Annotated in this window: 16 protein-coding genes and 1 pseudogene; 14 read left to right on the forward strand and 3 right to left on the reverse strand. The window is 66.5% G+C overall.

Features of this window, described 5'->3' with window-relative positions; genetic code table 11:
- On the reverse strand, nucleotides 1-1,550 hold a 1,550-nt coding region (locus tag MLGJGCBP_RS05540), incomplete at its 3' end, for a methane monooxygenase (RefSeq protein WP_160094373.1).
- Nucleotides 1,551-3,145: 1,595 nt separating this feature from the next.
- Between MLGJGCBP_RS05540 and MLGJGCBP_RS05545 the strand changes: the two genes are divergently transcribed.
- The 3 genes and pseudogenes from MLGJGCBP_RS05545 to MLGJGCBP_RS05555 all read left to right on the forward strand — a co-directional run.
- Nucleotides 3,146-5,467: an ATP-binding protein gene (locus MLGJGCBP_RS05545; RefSeq protein ID WP_160094374.1), complete on the forward strand. Its 2,322-nt coding sequence runs from the start codon at nucleotides 3,146-3,148 to the stop codon at nucleotides 5,465-5,467.
- A 197-nt stretch (nucleotides 5,468-5,664) separates the two neighbouring features.
- Entirely contained in the window at nucleotides 5,665-5,949 is a 285-nt protein-coding gene (locus MLGJGCBP_RS05550) for a recombinase family protein (RefSeq protein WP_236580935.1), read from the forward strand.
- Nucleotides 5,950-6,044: 95 nt separating this feature from the next.
- A pseudogene (locus tag MLGJGCBP_RS05555) lies at nucleotides 6,045-6,923 on the forward strand (GAF domain-containing protein); the annotation flags it as partial.
- An 86-nt stretch (nucleotides 6,924-7,009) separates the two neighbouring features.
- On the opposite strand, the gene MLGJGCBP_RS05560 reads toward MLGJGCBP_RS05555, so the two are convergent.
- Both MLGJGCBP_RS05560 and MLGJGCBP_RS05565 read right to left on the reverse strand, forming a co-directional pair.
- On the reverse strand, nucleotides 7,010-7,150 hold the full coding sequence (locus MLGJGCBP_RS05560) for a hypothetical protein (RefSeq protein WP_160094376.1): 141 nt from the start codon (nucleotides 7,148-7,150) through the stop codon (nucleotides 7,010-7,012).
- 409 nt (nucleotides 7,151-7,559) lie between these two features.
- Nucleotides 7,560-7,883, reverse strand: a complete 324-nt coding sequence (locus MLGJGCBP_RS05565) for a hypothetical protein (RefSeq protein ID WP_236580936.1) — start codon at nucleotides 7,881-7,883, stop codon at nucleotides 7,560-7,562.
- A 971-nt stretch (nucleotides 7,884-8,854) separates the two neighbouring features.
- Between MLGJGCBP_RS05565 and MLGJGCBP_RS05575 the strand changes: the two genes are divergently transcribed.
- From MLGJGCBP_RS05575 to MLGJGCBP_RS05625, 11 genes are all read left to right on the forward strand, one after another.
- Nucleotides 8,855-10,012 (forward strand): site-specific integrase, encoded by a 1,158-nt coding sequence (locus MLGJGCBP_RS05575; protein WP_160094377.1) that lies wholly within the window; start codon nucleotides 8,855-8,857, stop codon nucleotides 10,010-10,012.
- A 209-nt stretch (nucleotides 10,013-10,221) separates the two neighbouring features.
- Entirely contained in the window at nucleotides 10,222-10,809 is a 588-nt protein-coding gene (locus MLGJGCBP_RS05580; RefSeq protein WP_160094385.1) for a hypothetical protein, read from the forward strand.
- Between the two features lie 188 nt (nucleotides 10,810-10,997).
- Nucleotides 10,998-11,228 (forward strand): hypothetical protein, encoded by a 231-nt coding sequence (locus MLGJGCBP_RS05585; RefSeq protein ID WP_160094378.1) that lies wholly within the window; start codon nucleotides 10,998-11,000, stop codon nucleotides 11,226-11,228.
- Nucleotides 11,229-11,233: 5 nt separating this feature from the next.
- On the forward strand, nucleotides 11,234-11,506 hold the full coding sequence (locus MLGJGCBP_RS05590; RefSeq protein WP_083395401.1) for a hypothetical protein: 273 nt from the start codon (nucleotides 11,234-11,236) through the stop codon (nucleotides 11,504-11,506).
- A gap of 788 nt (nucleotides 11,507-12,294) precedes the next feature.
- Entirely contained in the window at nucleotides 12,295-13,239 is a 945-nt protein-coding gene (locus MLGJGCBP_RS05595; protein ID WP_236580937.1) for a hypothetical protein, read from the forward strand.
- A 534-nt stretch (nucleotides 13,240-13,773) separates the two neighbouring features.
- Nucleotides 13,774-15,456 (forward strand): Mu transposase C-terminal domain-containing protein, encoded by a 1,683-nt coding sequence (locus tag MLGJGCBP_RS05600; RefSeq protein ID WP_160094379.1) that lies wholly within the window; start codon nucleotides 13,774-13,776, stop codon nucleotides 15,454-15,456.
- A 3-nt stretch (nucleotides 15,457-15,459) separates the two neighbouring features.
- Complete coding sequence (locus tag MLGJGCBP_RS05605) at nucleotides 15,460-16,371, forward strand: TniB family NTP-binding protein (RefSeq protein ID WP_160094380.1); 912 nt, start codon at nucleotides 15,460-15,462, stop codon at nucleotides 16,369-16,371.
- Nucleotides 16,368-17,600 carry a TniQ family protein gene (locus tag MLGJGCBP_RS05610; RefSeq protein WP_160094381.1) on the forward strand — a complete coding sequence of 411 codons (1,233 nt, stop codon included), beginning with the start codon at nucleotides 16,368-16,370 and terminating at the stop codon, nucleotides 17,598-17,600. The genes MLGJGCBP_RS05605 and MLGJGCBP_RS05610 overlap by 4 nt, the downstream gene beginning before the upstream one ends.
- Nucleotides 17,601-17,609: 9 nt before the next feature.
- Nucleotides 17,610-18,164 (forward strand): hypothetical protein, encoded by a 555-nt coding sequence (locus tag MLGJGCBP_RS53140; RefSeq protein WP_160094382.1) that lies wholly within the window; start codon nucleotides 17,610-17,612, stop codon nucleotides 18,162-18,164.
- Nucleotides 18,165-18,585: 421 nt separating this feature from the next.
- Nucleotides 18,586-19,299, forward strand: coding sequence for a ParA family protein (locus MLGJGCBP_RS05620; protein ID WP_072948795.1), 714 nt, complete (start codon nucleotides 18,586-18,588; stop codon nucleotides 19,297-19,299).
- Nucleotides 19,299-20,162 (forward strand): ParB/RepB/Spo0J family partition protein, encoded by an 864-nt coding sequence (locus MLGJGCBP_RS05625; protein WP_160094383.1) that lies wholly within the window; start codon nucleotides 19,299-19,301, stop codon nucleotides 20,160-20,162. The genes MLGJGCBP_RS05620 and MLGJGCBP_RS05625 overlap by 1 nt, the downstream gene beginning before the upstream one ends.
- The last annotated feature ends 145 nt before the right edge of the window (nucleotides 20,163-20,307 follow it).

Here is a 20,307-nt window from a genome sequence, read left to right on the forward strand (position 1 = left end):
GGGCTCTGGAAGGTGTTGCCCCGCACGTCGTCGAGGGTCCACATCTTCTTCGGGTCGTCCAGATCGAGGTGCGGCTGGCCGACCAGGGTCTTGCCGTCGTCGCGAACGTATCCGAGGTCGGAGACGATGTCGGCGAGGTCCTTGCCGTGGTGCAGGGTTTCCCATTCACGGAACCCGGTGAGCCGTCCCATGTTCGGGGTCGGCTTACCCTGGTACTCGCTACGGAACGCGACGGCGTCGGTCCAGTAGCAGGTCTCCGAGCAGTAGGTCCGCCACTGGTTGTCCACCTTCTCCACGACCATGTCTTCGCGGATGAGGGCGGGCACCATGCAGGTCCAGCACCGGTGCGGGTACTGGTACCCGACCTCTTCGAATGCGATCGGCTTGTTGCGGCCGGGGTAGGCGAGCCGGTTGTACTCCTCCCACCACTTGCCGTACTTCGAGTACCAGCCCGGGTACTTGTGTTCGAACCACTCGAAGTCCTTGTCGGTCATCGCATCGATCCGCCAGTAGTTCACCGGCCAGCCGGTGGCGAAGAACCGGGCCGTCTCGTGGACGTAGCCCTTTTCGGTGATCCGCTTCCACGCCTCCTCGACCAGGTCGTGCGGAATCGTCAGACCGTACTTCTCGAGCGGAATGAGGTAGCTGCGGTAGTAGTCGTCGTAGATCCACCGCCGCCACATCTCGGCGTAGCTCTCCCGGTCCTTGCGGCGGTCCTTGGTGCCGTACTCGATGAAGGTGCCGATCGCGGCGTCGACGACGCAGTGGTTGTTCCACCACGCGTACCGCAGATCGCGTTCGAGCAGTGGACGGTTCCGTTCGTCGGCGAGGGCCATCAGCAGGATCGAGTAGCCGTTGGAGATGTGCCGCGACTCGTCCGACTGCACCGAGTGGAAGACCGTCGGCAGCAGGTAGTCGCCGTTGGCGGCGGCCTCGTCGGGCATGGCCACGAACAGGGTGTTGGTGAACGCGGTTTCGGCGACCACGGTCAGGTAGATGTTCGCCGAGGTGATCGCGTCACCGGTGATGAACCCTTCACCGAACTGCCGGCCGATGGTGCCCGCGTAGTTGTTCGCGAACGCCTTCTCCGTCATGTCGAACCCGGCGGGATCGATGTAGTTGTTCATGTACAGCTTCTTGAGGTTCATCTGGATCGTCGAGTGACGAACCTCGTCGATCATCTGTACCGCAAGCCCGTTGTGGATTTCGGGGTTGGGCACGGCGTCGATGGCCATCGGCATCGCTCGGGCGGCGGAGATCTCCGGGAACGGAATGATCGACAGGAACAGCTTCTGCCATTCGAGCCACCGCTGCTGCACCTGGCGGAACATGTTGCCGCGGATTGCACCGTCCATGGCGCCGTACACGCGGTTGTCTTTCTCCTCCTCCATCGGGAAGTAGGACCGCATGATCTGCTTGAGAGGGTCCTTCTTGGGGGCCTTCTCGAAGGTGTAGTCGGTTCCGAACCGGGTGGCCGGGGTTGCGAATGTCGGATCCCATGACAGTTCGGTGATCTTCGCGTGGGCCTTTGTCAGGCTTTGCCTACTCAATGTGCGCCTCCTGAATCGGGTGCCGGCCGGGTGCCGGCGGTGGGGACGTTGTGCAATGAATTGAACCGCGTAATCCAGCTCTCGAGCGTCTCAGTGTGAGACGGGAGTCACATCCAGACGGTTTGTCGGGTGCCGGCACTGATCCGGCGCTAGGACAGGTCCGACCTGCAACCGGGAGATCGACGATGGGATCACCGCCACAGAATGTTTCGCCTCGGTGAAGGCCGACCGAAGCGACCTTCGTGGGTGGCACACTCGCCGGCGTCGGTGTCAGCGAGCGGTGACCGTCGCCCCTTGCTCGCGCCGGCGGATGGCCGCCCCACTGCTCCGCACGATCGCCGAATGCCGGGCGGTGATGCGCCGGAACTCGGGCGACGAGCAGTGCCAGCGCCTCGAGCGCGATGTGATAGTCGACGTGCTCGCCCTGCATGCCTGGCGAAAAGACCGCCGCCACTGCCGCACTCGGAATATCGCGTGCAACGATGAAGCGCAAGATCCGAGGATTCGACATCGAGTGCGAACACGCCGCGATGTCGGCGTATCAAATTGAGACACCCATGAACCCGCCTGTGCTGGGATGCTCCCAGCCGGGAATACTCATCCGGCCAGCGCATGTGGAAGATAGGAGCCATCGAGGACCAATCCCCCACGGACTCACCACAGTCACCTGCGTACCGGAAGCATGTCGACCGCGGTGCCGCGGGGCGATTCAGCGCGAGCGCGTCGACCACGGTTGCTGAATCATCCAGACTGGACGTGGTGCATATGCCCGGCGGCGCGCACCGAAGAAGACCCTGAACTGGGTACAGGGGATTCGACGCGCCGTCCTGCGGGCGTGCCGTCCGCCATGCCGCGGAGGTGGCGGGCGGCACGCAAGCTTCAAAACCTAGGCCTTTCCGGCCCAGAACAGACACCGCAAACCCGAGCCATCGGCCGCAACACGGTCTCTTCGGCGCTCAGTCGCAACCCGGCCGGTAAGAGCTGCAACCGTCCACAGGCGAAACCTGCTTCGAACCACCATCTGACAAACAGGACCGATTCACCAATGACATCCCTTCTGATCCACGCCGTCGTCGCAGTCATCTCGATCGCCCCGCACAACAGGCTGTCAAGGACGCGATCGGTTCTTGCTGCTCTGGCCCAGACATACGCGACCGAACGATGGATCACCGCCGATGGGCTCCGCCCTGAGGACGTCGCCGAGGCACCCAACACGGCACCTCATACAGGAATGTTGATCTCGAGAATCGACACGTAACACGTCTCAACACAAAGCGATTCATCCATCATCACGCTCAGCGGACGGAGTGCCGTGCGATCTGTTCCTCCGCATCGGCGAGAGGCGCCTCGGCGGCCGAACCCTCGTCGATGACGTCGAAAGCTCAGACCCGGAGTTCCGCACTGAGGGTTCGGATCTTCGGGAGAGCGGGAAACCGATCGTCAAGGTCGCTCGCTGCGGGTCCTCGGTAACTCGGTCGCCAAGGAGTGCGCCGAACCGCCGATGGCCTGTTTCAGGGCGATCGGTAGCCGCATTGCGCCGCTGCAACGGAGGTACCGTGGTCCGCAGGGGTACGTGAGATGAAAGTGACGGCTTCATGCCTTCCGGCGGCAGAGCGAACGTGGGAAACCTTCCCCACGAACTGACGAGTTTCGTCGGTCGACGCCGTGAGATCGCCGAGGTTCGCCGGCTGCTCTCCGTGTCGCGGCTCGTGACGTTGACGGGCATCGGGGGCGTGGGAAAGACGAGGCTGGCGCTGCGGGTCGCCGCCGATTCCGGTCGCGCGTTCGACGACGGTGTGTGGTTGGTCGGGCTGGGCGAACTGCACGACCCAGGCGCGGTCGGCGACGCAGTGTCGTCGGCAGTAGACCTGCGTGAGGGCCGGGACGCCGCACCCGAGACGCTGCTCGTCGAGTACCTCGCGGCGCGGAAACCGCTGCTCGTATTGGACAACTGCGAGCACCTTGTCGAACCGGTCGCAGACCTCGCCGTAACCCTTCTCCGCGCATGCCCGGAACTTCGGATTCTCGCGACCAGCCGGGAACCTCTCGGCATTGGCGGAGAAGCCGTGCTCCGGGTGCCGCCCCTGACGATGCCGGAACCAACGGCGGCCGGTGGGGGTCTCGGTCACTACGAGGCAGTGAGCCTGTTCGCCGAACGTGCGGCTATGGCGGTCCCGGGCTTCGCTGTCACCGAGAACAATCAGGATGTGGTCGCGGCGATCTGCCGTCGCCTGGACGGTCTGCCGCTCGCGATCGAACTGGCGGCAGTACGACTGAGGGTGATGTCGCTGGAGCAGATCCTGCAGCGGCTGACGGACCGGTTCGGTGTGCTGACTTCGGACAGTCGGGGGGCGCCGGCCCGGCAGCACACTCTGCAGTGGTGCATCGACTGGAGCCATGAGTTGTGCACTCCGGCCGAGCGGGCGATGTGGGGGCGGCTGGCGGTGTTTTCGGGCGGCTTCGACCTCGACGCCGTCGAAGCGGTCTGCACCGACACCGTCGCAGAGGACGAGGTTGTGGATGTGGTGGGCTCGCTGATCGACAAGTCGATCCTGATTCGCGAAGCGGACACCGCGGGGGCGGTGCGGTACCGGATGCTCGAGACGCTGCGTGACTACGGTACGGAACGGTTGCAGGAGACCGGCGAGTTCGGATCGCTGTTGCGCCGGCACCGGAACTGGTACGAACACATGGTGCTGCGGGCGGAGTCCGACTGGATCAGTTCACGGCAGGTAGCGTGGATCGGGTGCCTCGACGCAGAGCAACCGAACATCCGGGCTGCTCTGCAGTTCTGCCTGACCGGCCCGAGAGAGGCGGATGCGGGACTGCGCATGGCGGCAGCGTTGTACCCGTACTGGCGGGTGCGGGGCCGACTGCGTGAGGGGATGCGTTGGCTGGCACAACTTCTGGCCGTTCAGGGCGGCACACCCAGTGTGGGTCGGATCAAGGCGTTGCATGTGCTCAGTGTGCTGTCCGGGTTGCATGGTGACCCGGAGGCGTCGGCACTGTATGCGGAGCGCGGAGGCGCCCTCGCGGGCCAGCTCGGCGATCGAACCGCAACGGCGCTCATGGCCGAGGCCGTCGGCCATCACGCGCTGATCACCCGAGATTCCGTGACGGCGTGTGAACACTTCGAGTCCTCGCTCGCGGTTTTCCGCACGGACGGCAACCTGCTGTACATGATCTGGTCCCTGTTCGGACTCGCGCTGGCCAGTCACGCGGACGGCAACCGGATCCGGAGCGAGGAGTGCCACCAGGAGATCCTTACGATCACCGAATCGCGGGGCGAGTCCATCTACCGGGGATGGGCGCTGTGGGGTTTAGGGATGGGTGCCTGGGAGCGGGGCGAGCACTCCCGCGCTAAGGATCTTCTCACGCGGGGGCTACAGCTCGCGCTCTCGGTGGACGATCGCGCGAGTGCTGCGGGGTGTCTGGAGGTCCTCACGTGGATCGCTGTGGATGAGGGAGCTCTCCAGCGCGCGGCCAAGCTGATGGGTTCTACCGAGGCTCTCGCCCAAACGGTCGGTAGCCCGTACACCATCTATCCGAATCTTCGTGTCCTACGCGACCGATTCGAGCAAAAGCCTCGTCCGGCGATCGGTGACCGCGCGGTCGAGACGGAGTTCCGGCACGGCCTCGGGATGCGATTCGAAGACGCCGTCGACTACGCACTCGACGCGAAGGGCCCGCCCAACACCTCAGTCGAGCCGGGGCCCACGATTCTCACGCGGCGGGAACAGCAGGTAGCCGAACTCGTCGCCGAAGGCCTCACCAACAGAGCGATCGCAGCCAAGCTCGTCATTTCGCAACGCACCGCACAGGGCCACGTGGAGCACATCCTTTCGAAGTTAGGATTCACCTCCCGCACTCAGATCGCGGCATGGATCGTCGCGCAGACGCAGGGGCGGCAGTCCTGATCGCACGTCGCCGAAGATCGCACAAGCGGATACCCGCACAGGCCGTGCCTCACTCGAAGCGCGGAGGGCACTGCCGCCGCCGCCCCACAGTTGCCCGGTCACATCCTGGAAGCAGACGATCACCGGGTCTTCGTGTCATTCGAGCATGACTGACTGATCGCACCGGTCCGCTGGCGGGGATCTACGACCCCAACGGCATGGGCGCCATGCTCTTCGCCGTGCTCGCCGTCGCCGCCCAGCTCGACCGCAACTACATCCGCGAGAAGACCCTCGAAGGACACCAGGCCGCCGCCGCGAAGGGCCACCACGGCGGACGGCCCACGGTCATCGGCGACGACATGCTGATCTTCGCCCGCGCCCTGAAGGACAAAGGCACCCCCACGTCCGACATCGCCGAGAAGCTCGTGATCAAGACCGGCAAGAACGCCGGCCGTCACCCTCGATCGCCTCGCTCTACCGCACTCTCCGACAGCGGCGCCTGACCAGCACCTACATCCGGCCACGGCCCTTTCAGGCGTTTCTCACCCCACGTAGGCTCGTCTATGTAACCGGTGAAAGAACAGGGCGATGACCAGCCATGACCACCAAGGACCTCCAGAGAGCACGGGATCGTTTCCTCGTCGAGCACGATCTCGACAGCTCGGTTCGGGAATCCATCTCGTATTCGTGGCAGCGATCAAAGTCGCTCAAAGTATTACCCGAGCATATCGAGCTCCCCTTCGTCCGCGAACCGGATCTGGACAGCCCCCTCGTCGCAGCGGCCGCCCCCGTGCTGCAACAACTGGCAGACGGGCTGGTCGACGAGCCGGTCAGCGTGATCCTGACCTCAGCCGACGGCGTGATACTGACCAGGATCACCGCCAGCCGACAACTCAATCAGGCACTCGACGACGTCAACCTCGCGCCTGGCTTCAGCTACTCGGAAAAATTCGCCGGCACCAACGGGATTGGCACCGCTCTCGAGACGGGCCAGCCCACCCTCGTCGCGGGCGCCGAACACTATGCCGACTGCTTCGGGGAACTGGCGTGCGCCGGTGTCCCGATCCACGACCCGGTATCCGGCGCCCTCGTCGGTGCGCTCGATCTCACCGGTTGGGTCGAGGACGGCGGACCGTTGCTGGCCACACTGGCCCGGTCGGCCACCGCCCAGATAGCGGGGCGGCTGCTCGCCCAGGCCAGCGCGGAGCAGCTCGCGTTGCTCGACGCCTACCTGAAGGCCTATCGCCGCGCACCGCAGACCGGGGTGCTGGCCCTCGGCGACGATGTCGTCCTGATGAACCGGCGACTGCGCCGGGCATTGGATACCCAAGATCAGGCCGCGTTGCTAGACCATGCGGTCGATCTGACCGCTGCGCCTACCGGACATCGACACATCGTGGCCCTTCCCAGCGGGCAGACCGCCCGCCTGTCTTCCGTGGACGACGTCGGGATCAAAGCGCGACGGCCGTTCTATGTACGGTGGGTCTGCTAAAGCTAACTTGTCGGAATCCGAACACTCGACCACCGCGACTGCACACGCATGCCGTCGCACACCGCCGATGTTCAGTCGAAGGAGGCCGACGGTCCGCCGTCCCACAGCTGCTCGGTGACATCTGAAAGCACCAGGATGAGAGTGTCGACGCCCGGTTGCGGCACCGACCGACTCAGCGCGGCCCGCACCACGAAGCCCTCCTGATGGCGCAAGTCGACTACCGTGCCTCTCGTGCGCCGTCTGCGGCGACGGCCCGATCCTCACCGCGTCCCTCGCCAACGTCTCCGACCCCGCCCACCTGCCCGACATCACCCAGCGCTGGCTCACCGACGCCGGATGGCAGATCAGCCCGACGCTCCTTTGCCCAGACCACTCATAGTCGGCCGCGGCCCCAACCTCGAAGTCGACCAAGATCAATTTCAACACTAACGGCTGTTCCGGCTGTTCCGCTGTTCCCCGAGCGCAGATCAAGACCGGCAAGAACGCCGGTCGTTCACCCCTCGGTCGACTCGCTCCACCGCGAATGAACTCCCCGACAGCGGCGCCTGACCAGCATCTGCACCCGGCTGCGGCCCCACTCCGGCGTATTCGGTTCCTGCCCCTTCCCCGATCGGCACACCGCTAGAAGTCGACTCCGTGGCCGTCGAGCCAACGCGCGGGGGTGAACCACGGTATATCGAGGTGATACTCCTTATCGAGGACATCCAAGATCGCATGCGCATCCACCCCGGTGTAGCTCTCGTACATCCGAACATGAAGTCCGGAACGCTTTTTCACCGCGTCGAACAAAATGCCGTGCCGGAACAGCACCGTCTCGCGAGGGTGCACAACGATGTTGCCGCCGCGCTCGGCAGCATCTCCATCCGCAACGTCCAGGCACAACACCATGCGGGGATCTGTCGAGAGCACAACGAGCAGCAAATCCAGATCGTCGAGGTCCGTCACCCCGTGCCATGGCCTTCTACCCTCCCGGCCGCCAACCGCCACACAGTCGAGCGCCCGACGCCAGGGCCGACCTTCGACGATGTGCAACCGGCCACCGGACCTCAGGGGCGGAAGCGGACAGTCCCCGGCCGACCCGGAAGCGGAGACGGGTGTGGGGCCGTGTTCGGTCGTCATGCCCTCGGCGTGCCCGTAGCCATCCCTCCCGAAACATCGGCTCCCGACTCTCATAGGGCACATGGTCACGATTGGATGGCTGACCAGAACAGCCCCGCGTAATGCCGCCGACGATGATCGCGGTAAACCACGAACAACTCGATGGAAGTCCATGGCAGCGACCGTTGTCGCGACAGGAGCGCCGTTGTCCTGCACACACGTGACCTCGACCTCGCTGGCCGGGACACGTACCCGAGTGACACCAAACCTGGAAAGTGACACGCGAGTGACACGAAAATTGGAAAGTGACACCGCTCCGCGGAACTGTGAAGTGACACCGAAGATGTCCAATCGGACCAGGTAGTTGTCCACCGCGTTGCTGGAATGCCGGGCCGGTGTGCCAAATCCAATGATCGAAAAACGTCGGTCTCCGTGCGCGTCGCGTCAGTGATGTTGTCCAACGTGGAAGACCCGGCCGGAGCCGTCCTCGTGTGGGGATGAGGGGGTCCGGACCTGCGGCGATGACAGGGCAGCGAGTGCCGGTCGGGGCTTTCATGAGGGGGCGGTCGTTCGGTGGCTGGACAAGCCCGTAGGCACGATTGGACAAAAGGTTGTCAATTGGACAACTCGCCTGTCACTTCACAGGAACCTGCACCTCCTACACCGAAAATCGGCACTACGTGCACTCGCTTCGCGTCACTCATGGTTTGTGCGCACTCGGCGACGATAATTTCAGTTATCGCACCGTCCCCGCCGAAACCCCACGTCACCACGTTTTTGCTCTGCAGAGTGTCGGTGTGCTCGGATAACCTGCGCCGGTGACGATCGAACCGGTGAACGAGGCCCGCAGCGGCCCGGTAACAGCTTCTTCCGGCACAGAGCCGGTGGTACCGGAAGAGGTGGCGGCGCGGATCGCCGGAGCCATACAGCGGTCGCGGGCGGAGAACACGCGTCGCGGCTACGCCTCGGACTGGGATCGTTTCGTCACGTGGTGTTTCTCCCACGGCCACCCTTCCTTGCCGGCGCACCCGATGGTGGTGGCCGCGTATCTGATTGACGCCGCCGACACCTACGACCAGGACGGCGACCGCGCCTACGCCCCGGCGACGCTCTCGCGCTGGGTTGCCGCCCTTGGGCATCACCACCGCCGTGCCGGGCACCCCGCCCCCGGGGGCAACGAGATCGTCGCGGCCACCCTGTCCGGGATCCGCCGCGACTACGCCGACAACGGAGACCGGCCGCGCCGCCAGGCCGCGCCGCTGCTGGTCGATGACGTCGTCACCATCGTCGCCGCGGCTCGCCAGGCTGTTACCGGGTGGGCGTCGGAGGTGCTCGAGCGCCGCGACACCGCGCTGCTGTTGATGGGGTTCGCCGGTGCCTTCCGTCGCGGCGACCTCGCCGACCTGGTCTGCGAGGATGCGAGCATGCATCGGCTGGACGGTGTGCACATCCGGTTGCGGCGGTCCAAGACCGATCAGGAGGGCGAGGGCGCAACGCGGGCGTTGCCGTTCACCATCTCCCACACCAGTTGCCCACCCTGTGCCTACCTGCGGTGGGCGCAGATACTCGCCGCCCACGACACCTACGGCCGACCCGGGGTGATCCGGCTGCTGCGCAACACCCCACCGTTCGACGGGCACGTCTGCAAAGGTGCGGTGCCGCGGACGCGGGCACGGTCCCCGCTGTTCCGGTCGATCCAGAAGAACGGGAACCTCTCCGAGACCGCCTTGTCGGGAGCGGCGATTCATAAGGCTGTCCGCCGCCGCGCCGGACAGGCTGGGTACGACCCCGCTGTCGTCGCCCAGCTCGGTGGGCACTCGCTGCGCGCCGGGTTCGTCACCCAGGCCGTCCGCAACGGCCGGAGCGCGCAGGCGATCATGCGCCAGACCGGGCACACCACACCGGCGATGATCGAGGTCTACACCCGAGACAACGCGCCGCTGATCGCCAACGCGGTCACCGACATCGGCCTCTGACGTGTCGAACAGGGTTGGAACTGCATCTGATGGCCCAGTCGTAGCCGATTGCGTGCGCCACTAGCGGCCCCATCCGCCTGCAGGGATAGTTCCCTGACCACCCGGACGGTTCGTGTCGGACACCGCCCCTACCCTCCCGGTAACAGCACCGCGGACGCGGAGGGGAGAGCAGTGTGGCAGTCGTAGACGACGTACTTTCGCTTCCCGGAATGCCCGCACACCCGGTGGTAGCGGGGACCGAGCAACTCGCCTTGCTCGGTCAGCCGCAGCCGATCCGGATCCCCGAACGGCTGTGGCGGTCCTGGCTCGACGACCCCTCGGTCGTTGCCCGGTTCGTCGCCAAATGCTATCGGCGAGAAGCAAACCGATGCACGGCATGGCTGGGCAGTGTCTCCTCCACCGGGCACGGGTCTTTTCGGGCCGCGAGCCTGCCCGGCGCGTCTCGCCGTGGCACCGTGCCCGCGCACCTCTTCGCATACCAGCTCGAGTACGGGGTCATCCCGCGGCTGGGGTGGTCCGGCACCGACGACGCCGTGCTGTGCCACCAGTGCGACTTCGCCGGCTGCGTGAATCCTCGGCACATGCGACTGGGCACCAACGCCGTCAACCGCAGTGAATACCACCTGCGGCGGCGTAACCTCGCCAGTCCCCTCGCCGACGTCCGCGGCCAGGCCGGGCGCACCCGTGCCATCGCCACCGCGATCCGGAATGGCCTTGCCAGCGGCGACAATGCGGACAGTATCGAACAGCGGATCAGAAGCGCCGAAGCGGCGGGATTGCCCCTCACCCTCTGGTGAGGGACCGGCACCCACTGGGAACCTGAGGCAGCCCCGCTCCGGATCCCCACGACCGACTGAAGGACCGACGGCTATCCGGCGAAGGAGGCGTGGATCTGGTACCGAGGCAGGGCGAGGCCTGGGGTGCAGTCAGCATCAAGACGGCAAGTTAGCTTGCAGTCCGTCGAGTGGCAAGGTAACTTGGAATAATGCAGTCGGAGCCGGTCATCGCCGAGAGCGCCTACAAGCACGGGATCGACTCCGGCGACATGGTGCACGCATTCAATAACGCGATCACCGCGTTCGATCTCGGCGAGGGGTTCATCATGCTCGTCGGACCAGCGCTCGACGCGACGTTGCTGGAGATCGGTTACGTCACCAGCACCGACGCCCACGTGATCGTCCACGCCATGAAGGCCCGACCAAGCTACCTGAGGTGATGACTATGCCACGCACAACGAAGGACATCCTCGCGCACGCCGACGAACTCGCGAAGCGGTTCGAGGACTACGAACCCCGAGAGGGGGACCGCCGGGACCCGGCCGCGCTCGCCGAGCTGCGCGCCGCCGTAGTCGCCCGCGCCGAAGCCGAGCGTCAGCTCGTCGACCACATCGTCGCGGCCCGAAAGCACGGCCTGCCCTGGTCGACGATCGGCGCCGAGGTCGGCACGTCCGGGGAGGCAGCCCGCCAGAAGTATGGTCCGCTGCTCGCCTCCTGAACAGGCACTTCGATCCCGGGTGGACGGCGGTCAGCCAACGCCGCGCCACGGCGGCAGCTTGTGCGCGGGCGATGGCGCCCCGGGTTGCGCCGGACCGGGTCTGAACCACGAGAACCCTCAGCGCCGAAGGGCATTCGTCGTATGTGGGCACGCAAGGCTGGAAACCGCTGGGTGGGGCTGCCTACAGGGGTGCTTACGCCCCGGAGACCTCCTACACGAACCACTTCCCTCGGCTACTGCGTCGGGCACCCGAATTATGTCGGTGCCGGATCCGTCGATGCAACCGCGGCACACATGACCTGCACGAAAAGCGTTTGATCCACCAGCGTCGCCCACGACACCGGTGGCAGCCGATGCGCTCCTGCGCGCCCCGACGAGAACACCGTGGGCCGGCCGAAGACGGAACCCGACCTGGGCGATCTGAGCCGGACACGACGCGAGCCACAGGCCTCGTCGTCCGGCGAGTAATCCTGCAGCTCACTTCCGATCCCACCGCAATGAGATGGCTACACCAGGACCCTAGCAACCCGGCGGGAATCGGCTACGACGACACCCGTAAGCACCAAAGGTACGAACGCATTCCACGACCGCAGACGAGTCACAAAAGAGACGGCGCCCCATCACGGGTTGCGGTCGCACCGTGCTGTGTCCGACAGGTTCGGCATGATTCCAGAATGCATCTCGCCCCCCGCCCGGACCATTCGCCGCCCGATCCCGCACGACCTACGGGGGCGGAGACCGACGGGCGGACGGCACGGACAGAGCGTGGCGACAGGCCCGAACACCGCATGGACCGGGCGTCTCAGCACGTGTGGGGATTGTTCACCGACTGGTGCACGGCCGTCGACCTCGCACCGCTGCCCACCGACCCGGTGACCGTGGCGATGTTCCTCGGCGAGCACCCCACTGCCCCCGGAACGCAACGGCGCCGGGTCGGCGTGATCAACGCCGCGCACCGCCGAGCCGGCCTGCCGCAACCGGGGCGCAGCGAACTCGTCCGCGACCTGCTCGATGCCGGGCGCACGGCAAGGCGCGAGCGCGCTGCGGCGGCAATCGCCAATCGAATAGCGCAGCTGCCGCTCACCGGCTCGCCGGCCGGTCTCTTCGGGCGCCGCGACGCCCTCCTCCTCGCCCTCGCCGCCACACTGCGCTTCGAGCAGATCGCCCGCCTGCGCCGAAACCAGATCAGCGTCCACACCGATACGTTGCTGATCCACCTCGACGAGGATGGCCCCCGCCGACTCCACCTGCCGACCACAGATGTGGTCGCGGTCTACCACAGGTGGCTCGAGGTCCTGGGTTTCCTCGACCGCTACCCCAGCACCTCATTGCTGGCGCAGTCCCTGGGCCGGGGTGCGGACCTGACCGCGCACGCGGCGACGGCCCGCCGGGACGATCGACCACTGTTGACCCCGATCGATCGATGGGGCCACACTCCGTACGTCGCGACCACGCTGACTGGGCAGTCCGTCGGCACCGTCGTCCGAGCCCACTTGACCGGCCATGCGCCCACCCATGATCGGGTGCGCCGACGGCCTGTTACGGCCCGGGAGACGCCTGCGCCGACCGAGGCGCAGGACATCATCCTCGACGGCGACTATTACGAGCGCGGCATTCGCGCTCGCGCGAACGCGCACACCGCGATGAGCGGCGTCACCGACATTCTCGGTGACATTGAGGACCGCGCCGACCAACTCCTGGCCGACTTGCTCTCCGTCCTCGAATCGGACTGAACACTCGCAGCATGTCCGTTTTGTCTGTTGTTTACCGCGGTAAACAACAGACAAAACGGACATGAGGGCGGTGATTTCGATGTCCCGGCTCGGTACATCTGATGCCGACTCAGTTGACCTGACGCGACCGACGGTCTATCTGATGCCTGGCTCAGTGAATCTGATGCTGGGCCGATGGCCGCGGTCGGTCAGGGCCCGGGCCTCGTGCCGGGCAAGCACGGCGAGAGCGCCGTCGGCAGTGAACAGCATTCGTATCTCGAGGCCCGGTCGGGTACGCCCTGACCGCGGTCGGGTGCAGCGTCATGTCGGGAAGAGCAGCCAGGACTGGGGGTCGGGGCCCACACCGCCGGCCACCCGCTCTCTGCGGCATATCCCGGATCCACAGATTGCGGGTCCCCCGCCGCCATCCACATGCCAAACCCGGAGCCGCGCAACCACCATCTCCGGCCGATCCGTGATTTGCCGATAGCGCTGCCGATCGCCGGTCTCGGCCACTAGCGTCGAGCAGTGGCACCAGGTGAGGTGGGATGTGCGGTGACTGCGGGACCTGCGGTCACCGAGACTGGTGTGCTGACTGCCACGGAACCTGAATGGGATTGCGCGTGTGCGCGGTTCACGGTGATCGCCCCGCTGGCCGCGCTGGACGCGATCGGCCACGCCGCGGCCGATGAGGCAGCGGTGAGGCTGGGATTGTCACGCCGGCAGGTATATGCGCTGGTGCATCGCTTCCGGAAGGGGGCGGGCACGGTCACCGATCTGCTTCCTGGCCGCTCGTCCGGCGGCCGCGGTGCGCGCCGCCTGCCCGAGGCGGTGGAAGAGGTGATCGCCGATCACCTGACGAGGATGTACCTCAAGCGCCAGAAGCCTTCCGTGGCAGTGGTCTATCGGGCCATCGTGGGTGCCTGCGTGCGGCAGCAGTTGCCGGTGCCGGCCCGCAACACGGTGGCGGCGCGCATCGCTGCATTGCATCCGGGCGAGATTGCACGGAAGCGGGAGGGTACCGACTCCCCCGCCGCGCGCAGTCGGCGGTCCGCTGGCGGCACCGCCCCGAGTATCGATACGCCGCTCGAGCAGGTACAGATCGATCACACCGTGGTTGATGTGATGGTCGTCGACGAACGCGATAGACAACCCATCGGACGGCCCTACCTCACGGCTGCGATCGACGTGTTCAGCCGGTGTGTGCTGGGCTTAGTCCTCACCCTCGAGCCGCCGTCCGCGGTATCGGTGGGACTGTGTCTCGGGCAGGTGTGTTGCGACAAACGGCCCTGGCTCGACAGCCTCGGCGTCGGCGAGCAGATGACCTGGCCCATGAGCGGAAAACCACGCCACCTGTACCTCGACAACGCGGCCGAGTTCCACAGCGAAGCACTGCACCGCGGCTGCCAACAGCACGGCATCGATCCCAACTACCGGCCACTCGGCCGCCCGCACTACGGCGGCATCATCGAACGCCTCATCGGCACCGCCATGACCCGGGTACACGAGCTGCCCGGCACCACCTTCTCCAATCCCACCGACCGTGGGACCTACGACTCCGAAACCGCCGCGGCACTGACCCTGACGGAGCTCGAACGCTGGCTGACCCTGGCAGTCGGCTCGTATCACGGCACCGTCCACACCGGACTTGGTCAGACCCCCGCCGGGCGGTGGGCGGACGGCATCGCCGCCCTGCCCGCTCCCCCACCGGTGTCGGCGAACCGGGCGGTGTTCCTGATCGACTTCCTGCCGGTGCTCCGGCGCCGACTGACCCGCACCGGATTCGTCGTCGACCACATCCACTACTTCTCCGCCGCCCTCAAGCCGTGGGTCGCGCGCCGAGAACAGTGCGGCAAGTTCGTCCTCCGGCGCGACCCCCGCGATCTGAGCCGCATCTGGGTGCTCGACCCGGACGGCACCACCTATCTGGAGGTGCCCTACCGCACTCTGTCCCGACCGTCGATCACCCTGTGGGAACACCGTGCCGCGATCACCCGTCTGCGCGAGCGGGGGCGCACCGAAGTCGACGAGGCGGCGTTGTTCCGGATGCTCGACACGATGCGTGAGATCACCGCCACCGCAAGCAAAGCCACCCGTACAGCCCGCCGCAACACCGAACGCCGCCGCCACCTGCGCCCACCCGTACCCGCTGCCCGGATGCAGCCACCACCAGACCCTGGTCCCACCGCCGGAGCCGGCGTCCCGGTGGCCGTGTTCGACGACATCGAAGAATGGTGAGAGATGGTCGACACCGCGGCACCGGAAGATTTCGAGCACCTGCACGCACCGGTCCGTCCGGTCGCCGCCCTACCGGCCGAGGAGCGGATCCGGCACATCCGCGCCGAACGGTGGATCGGCTATCCCCGCGCCCGCGCGGCCGTGGAGCAACTCGACATCCTGTTGAAATGGCCGGCCCGGCAACGAATGCCGAACCTGCTCATCATCGGGCCGACCAACAACGGCAAGTCGATGATCGTCGAGAAGTTCCGCCGCCAGCATCCGCCGGTCAGCGGCGACGACGCCGAACAGATCCCCGTCCTGTGTGTGCAGATGCCCTCGGACCCCTCGATCAGCCGGTTCTACGTCGCGGTGCTCGCCGCCCTCGGAGCCCCGCTGCGTCCGCACCGGCGGATCGCCGAACTCGAACAGCTCACCCTCACGTTGCTGCGCCGCACTGGAGTGCAGCTGCTGGTGATCGACGAGATTCACAACATCCTCGCCGGCCGTGACAACGTCCGCCGCGAATTCCTGAACCTGCTCCGCTATCTCGGCAACGAACTGAAAATCCCCCTCGTCGGCGTCGGCACCCGCGAGGCGTATCTGGCGATCCGCACCGACGACCAACTCGAGAACCGGTTCCTGCCGATCTCCCTGCCGCCGTGGGGCGATGACCCCGTCACCCGGTCCCTGCTCGCCAGTTTCGCCGCCAGCTATCCGCTGCGTGCCCGCTCGCATCTGAGCGGCGACGAGATGACCGGATACCTCCTTTCCCGCTGCGAGGGCACCATCGGTGAGCTCGCCATGCTGCTGACCGCGGCCGCCGTCGCCGCCGTGGAAACCGGGGAGGAAGCGATCAACCGCTGCGCCCTGACCGTCGCCGACTACACCGGTCCGAGCGACCGCCGCCGCCAGTTCGAACGCGAACTGCTGTGACCCGCACGGGAAAATGGCCGCTACACCCACCACCCCAGCCGGGGGAAGCGCTCTCCTCCTGGCTGTACCGAATCGCGCAGTTGCATTCCCTGAGCCTCGACGAACTCCTCGAACACGACCTCAACCACCGCGGCCTGACCGCGAGAGAACTCGACGACGACCCACCACCGGCCGTACTCGACACCATCTCCACCCGCAGCGGCCTCCCCCTGGATCGGCTGCGCCCGATGAGCCTGGCCGGATGGGCTCCGTGGCTGCTCGACAACCCCGACCCGGACCGATGTTCGTTTCCCACCTACGTCCATCAACTCTCGGTCCTGCTCCCCACCGATCGGCGCGATTCAGCCGTCCGCGCCCCCGCCTCTGCTCGGTGGCGGCCCTGGGTGAGCGCGAACCGCAGTTACCGCGCATGCCCGGACTGCGTCGCGCCGTCCGGTCCGTGGTCGATCCCCCTGATCGGGCAGTTGCCGCTGACACTCGGGTGCCCCGCCCACCACCGCCGGCTCGAATCCTGTAACGCCATCCCGCACCCGCTGGCGCGCTGGGAGACCGCCGAATCGGTCACCCGGGCGACCACCGCACCCGAAGCCGGCCTGGACGCACTCATCGCCCAGGCGCTGGGCGCCGGCACCGTCACCCTGCGGCGGCGGGCGGTGCACGCCGCGGTCTGGTTCCGCATGCTGCGAACGTTGCTCGACGAACTGTGCACCCCGTTTCGCGCCGCCGGGCCCGGCGGCGATGACCTGCGCCGCATCTGGACCAGCGTCGGCCGCAGACCCCATCGGGTATTGACCACCACCTTCGAAGAACTGGACTGGGCGACGCAGGCACACCTGCTCGCCGCGGCCGCCGTCGCGATCGACCTACTCGGCGCCGGAACGATCACCGCGCGAGGTACCCACGGGCCCCTGCTGTGCCCCTGGCCGTCGACGACCGTCTTCGGTGGCCGGCTCACCCGCCGCCCGTCACCACCCCGCTCGGTGCACCCGGTGTCCAGCGACGAGACCGCGGCGCTGTGGGCGCGCGTGCACTCGAGCATGGAAGCAGCGATCGCGGCGGCCCGGCAGGACCCCGCGGCCGCGCAGGCGCTGTTCGCGCTCGCCCGCAACGGATGTCGCACCGAGGCCGCTGTGCTGCGGTTGCGTACGGCGTTCGCCCAGCACGGCATTGCCCTCTCCATTTCCGACACCACCACGGCCCAGCCGAAAACAGCACGGTCGCCGGGTTAGATTGGCGCCATGAGATCCGCGTCCGCGCACGCCCGCCGCAGTCCCTGCCGCACAGCGCACGACGTGCACACCCGGTTGGCGACCGGCGCGAAAACCGTGATCCTCGACAGCCCACCCGAAACCACTATCGAACTGCACGATCTTCCCGACGGCCTCACCCTGCGCGTCGAAGGTTCATCCCGCGTGCAGATCACCGACACCACCGTGCGGTCGGAACAACGCGGTCCCGCGATCGTGATCACCGGCGCCGCCCACGCCCAACTCTTCGGCCACGTCCGCGCCCACGCGTACACCACCGCCACCGTCGACGCCTTCGATCACACCCGGGTCACCGCACACAACCGCGCCGCCGTCTCCGCCGTCGACCACGCCCACATCTACGCCGGCGAGAACACCACCGTCTACGCCTACGACCACGCCGCCGTCCACGCACACGGCGACGCGCAGGTACACGCCACCGACAGCACCCGCATCGTGCTGCACGGCAACGCGCACGCCGCGGCCGCACGTGGTGTCACCATCTTCGGCCCCGCCCGGGGCAACGTCACGGTCGCCGCCAGATAGCGCGACACACCGACCACCCCACCACCCGGGCCCCAATGTCCGTTTTGTCCGTTGTTTACCGCGGTAAACAAACCAGACCGATTGGTCTTGTTTGTTTACCGCGGTAAACACGCGACGCACAGCACTCGGCAAGTCGCCCCCGGCGAAGGCACCGGCAGTGCGGGCCGGGGCTCGAACGGCATTCCGAGTATCGCGTCGGCTGCGTCAGGCGCGTGTCGCGCCGGCGAGACCTTTCGAAGAGATGCCGCGCAACCGGCATCCGCGACGCTAGCGCGCGGCCAACGACGATCGGCCCGATACCTTGCGCTCAGCCTGCATGACACCCCGCGTGTCGGCACCGTTCCACCGCCGCGGTGCCGTACCGTGCATACCCGTCCGAAGTAGCCCACACCAGGTGGGTGAAGCAAACGGAAAGGGTCCCATGACCATTCATGTCCTTCTCAATCAGAAGGGCGGCGTCGGAAAAAGCACCCTCGCCGTCAATCTCGCCGCCGTCACCGCCGACGTTCTCAACCAGGACGACGATCCCGACGCCACCTCCCCCGTCGCCGCGGTCTCCGTCGACCCCCAGGGCTCGGCGATCTGGTGGGCCGACCGCCTCGACAACCTGCCATTCCACGTCGTCCAGGCGCACGATGACCTCAACGGACTACGCCAGTTGGGTCAGCTGCCCGGCATCCGCCATGTCTACGTCGACACCCCCGGCTGGATCGACCTCAACGCCGCCGACGACACCTCCGACCCGCTCGGCCGCGGACCCGCCGCCGACGCCTTGCGGACGGTCCTCGAGGTCGCTGATCACGTCATCGTGCCGATCGAAACCGAACCACTCTCGTTCGACCCGACCGCACGCACGATCCGAAAGATCCTCGAGCCCCGCGGCATTCCCTACAGCGTGGTGATCAACAACTGGGATCCCCGCGACGGCAAACTCGACCTCGAGGAGACCAAGGACTTCGTCCGCGCGAACAAATGGCCGCTCGCCAAGACCGTCATCCGGCATTACAAACTGCACACTCGGGCCAGCGCCGACGGCCTGGTCGTAACGGAGTACCCGGCCAACCGGGTAGCGCTGCAGGCCCGGGAGGACTTCTACCGGCTCGCCCTCGAGCTGCGAATCGACGGTGGTCGGTGATGGCACGCGGAACACGTACCAACCTGGCGACCCTCGCCGGCGCCGTCGGTGACAACTCGCCCGTCGACCGGCCCACCCCGCCCGCGACACCGACCAGTGCTCCGTTGAGCGAGCTGGCACCGAACCCGCGCAACCCGCGTGATGACCTCGGCGACCTCAACGATCTGGTCTCCATCACCGGCACCCAACTCCAACCTGCCCTGGTGGTCACCCGGGACGCCTACCTGCGGCTGTATCCGGAGGACGAAGCCGAGATCGGGCTGGCGCGGTGGGTGGTGATCAACGGCTGTCGGCGCCTCGCCGCCGCCGCCAACTTCGGCCGCCCCTCGCTCGACATCGTCGTCAAGGACGAGGTCGCCAAGGACCGTGTCACCCTGCTCGCTGCGGCGGTCATCGAAAACGTCGGCCGCCGCGACTTCGACGTCATCGAAGAGGCCAAGGCCATCGAGCTCCTCATCAGCGAGTGCGGGACCGTCGACAAGGCAGCTATGAAGCTCGCCAAGTCCAAGGGGTGGATCTCCCAACGGCGGTCTCTGCTCCAACTCACCCCAGAACTCCAAACCGCCTTGCGCAATGGTGAACTCGCGATCCGCACCGCTCGATCACTCGCGCAAGTCCCGCCGGAGGATCAAGTTGAGGCATGGAACACCGAACGCACGCGTCACCATAGTGCTGAGTCAGATTCAGGTTCCACTGACGACGGTCCCGGGCCAGCGGAACGGGTGCCCGTGACCGCGGCGAAGGTGACCCGCACCTTCCGGCGCCTGGATGCCGACCCCGCAGTTCTCGCGGAAGCGCTGGTCGAGTACCTCGACGGCGATGGTCTTCGGACCCTTCTCGCCGTGCTTACCCAACGAACCTGACCAAGCCTGCAAGCGACACCCACCCCGGGAAATGTCCGTTTTGTCTGTTGTTTACCGCGGTAAACAACTGTAGGTTCCCGCCTAAAAGTTCGACTTTCGTGGTCTGTCCTGGGGGTTTGTGGTCGGTTCTCATCAACTGTTCGAC

This window comes from Rhodococcus sp. T7 (assembly GCF_009872365.1).
Taxonomy (GTDB): Bacteria; Actinomycetota; Actinomycetes; order Mycobacteriales; family Mycobacteriaceae; genus Rhodococcus_F.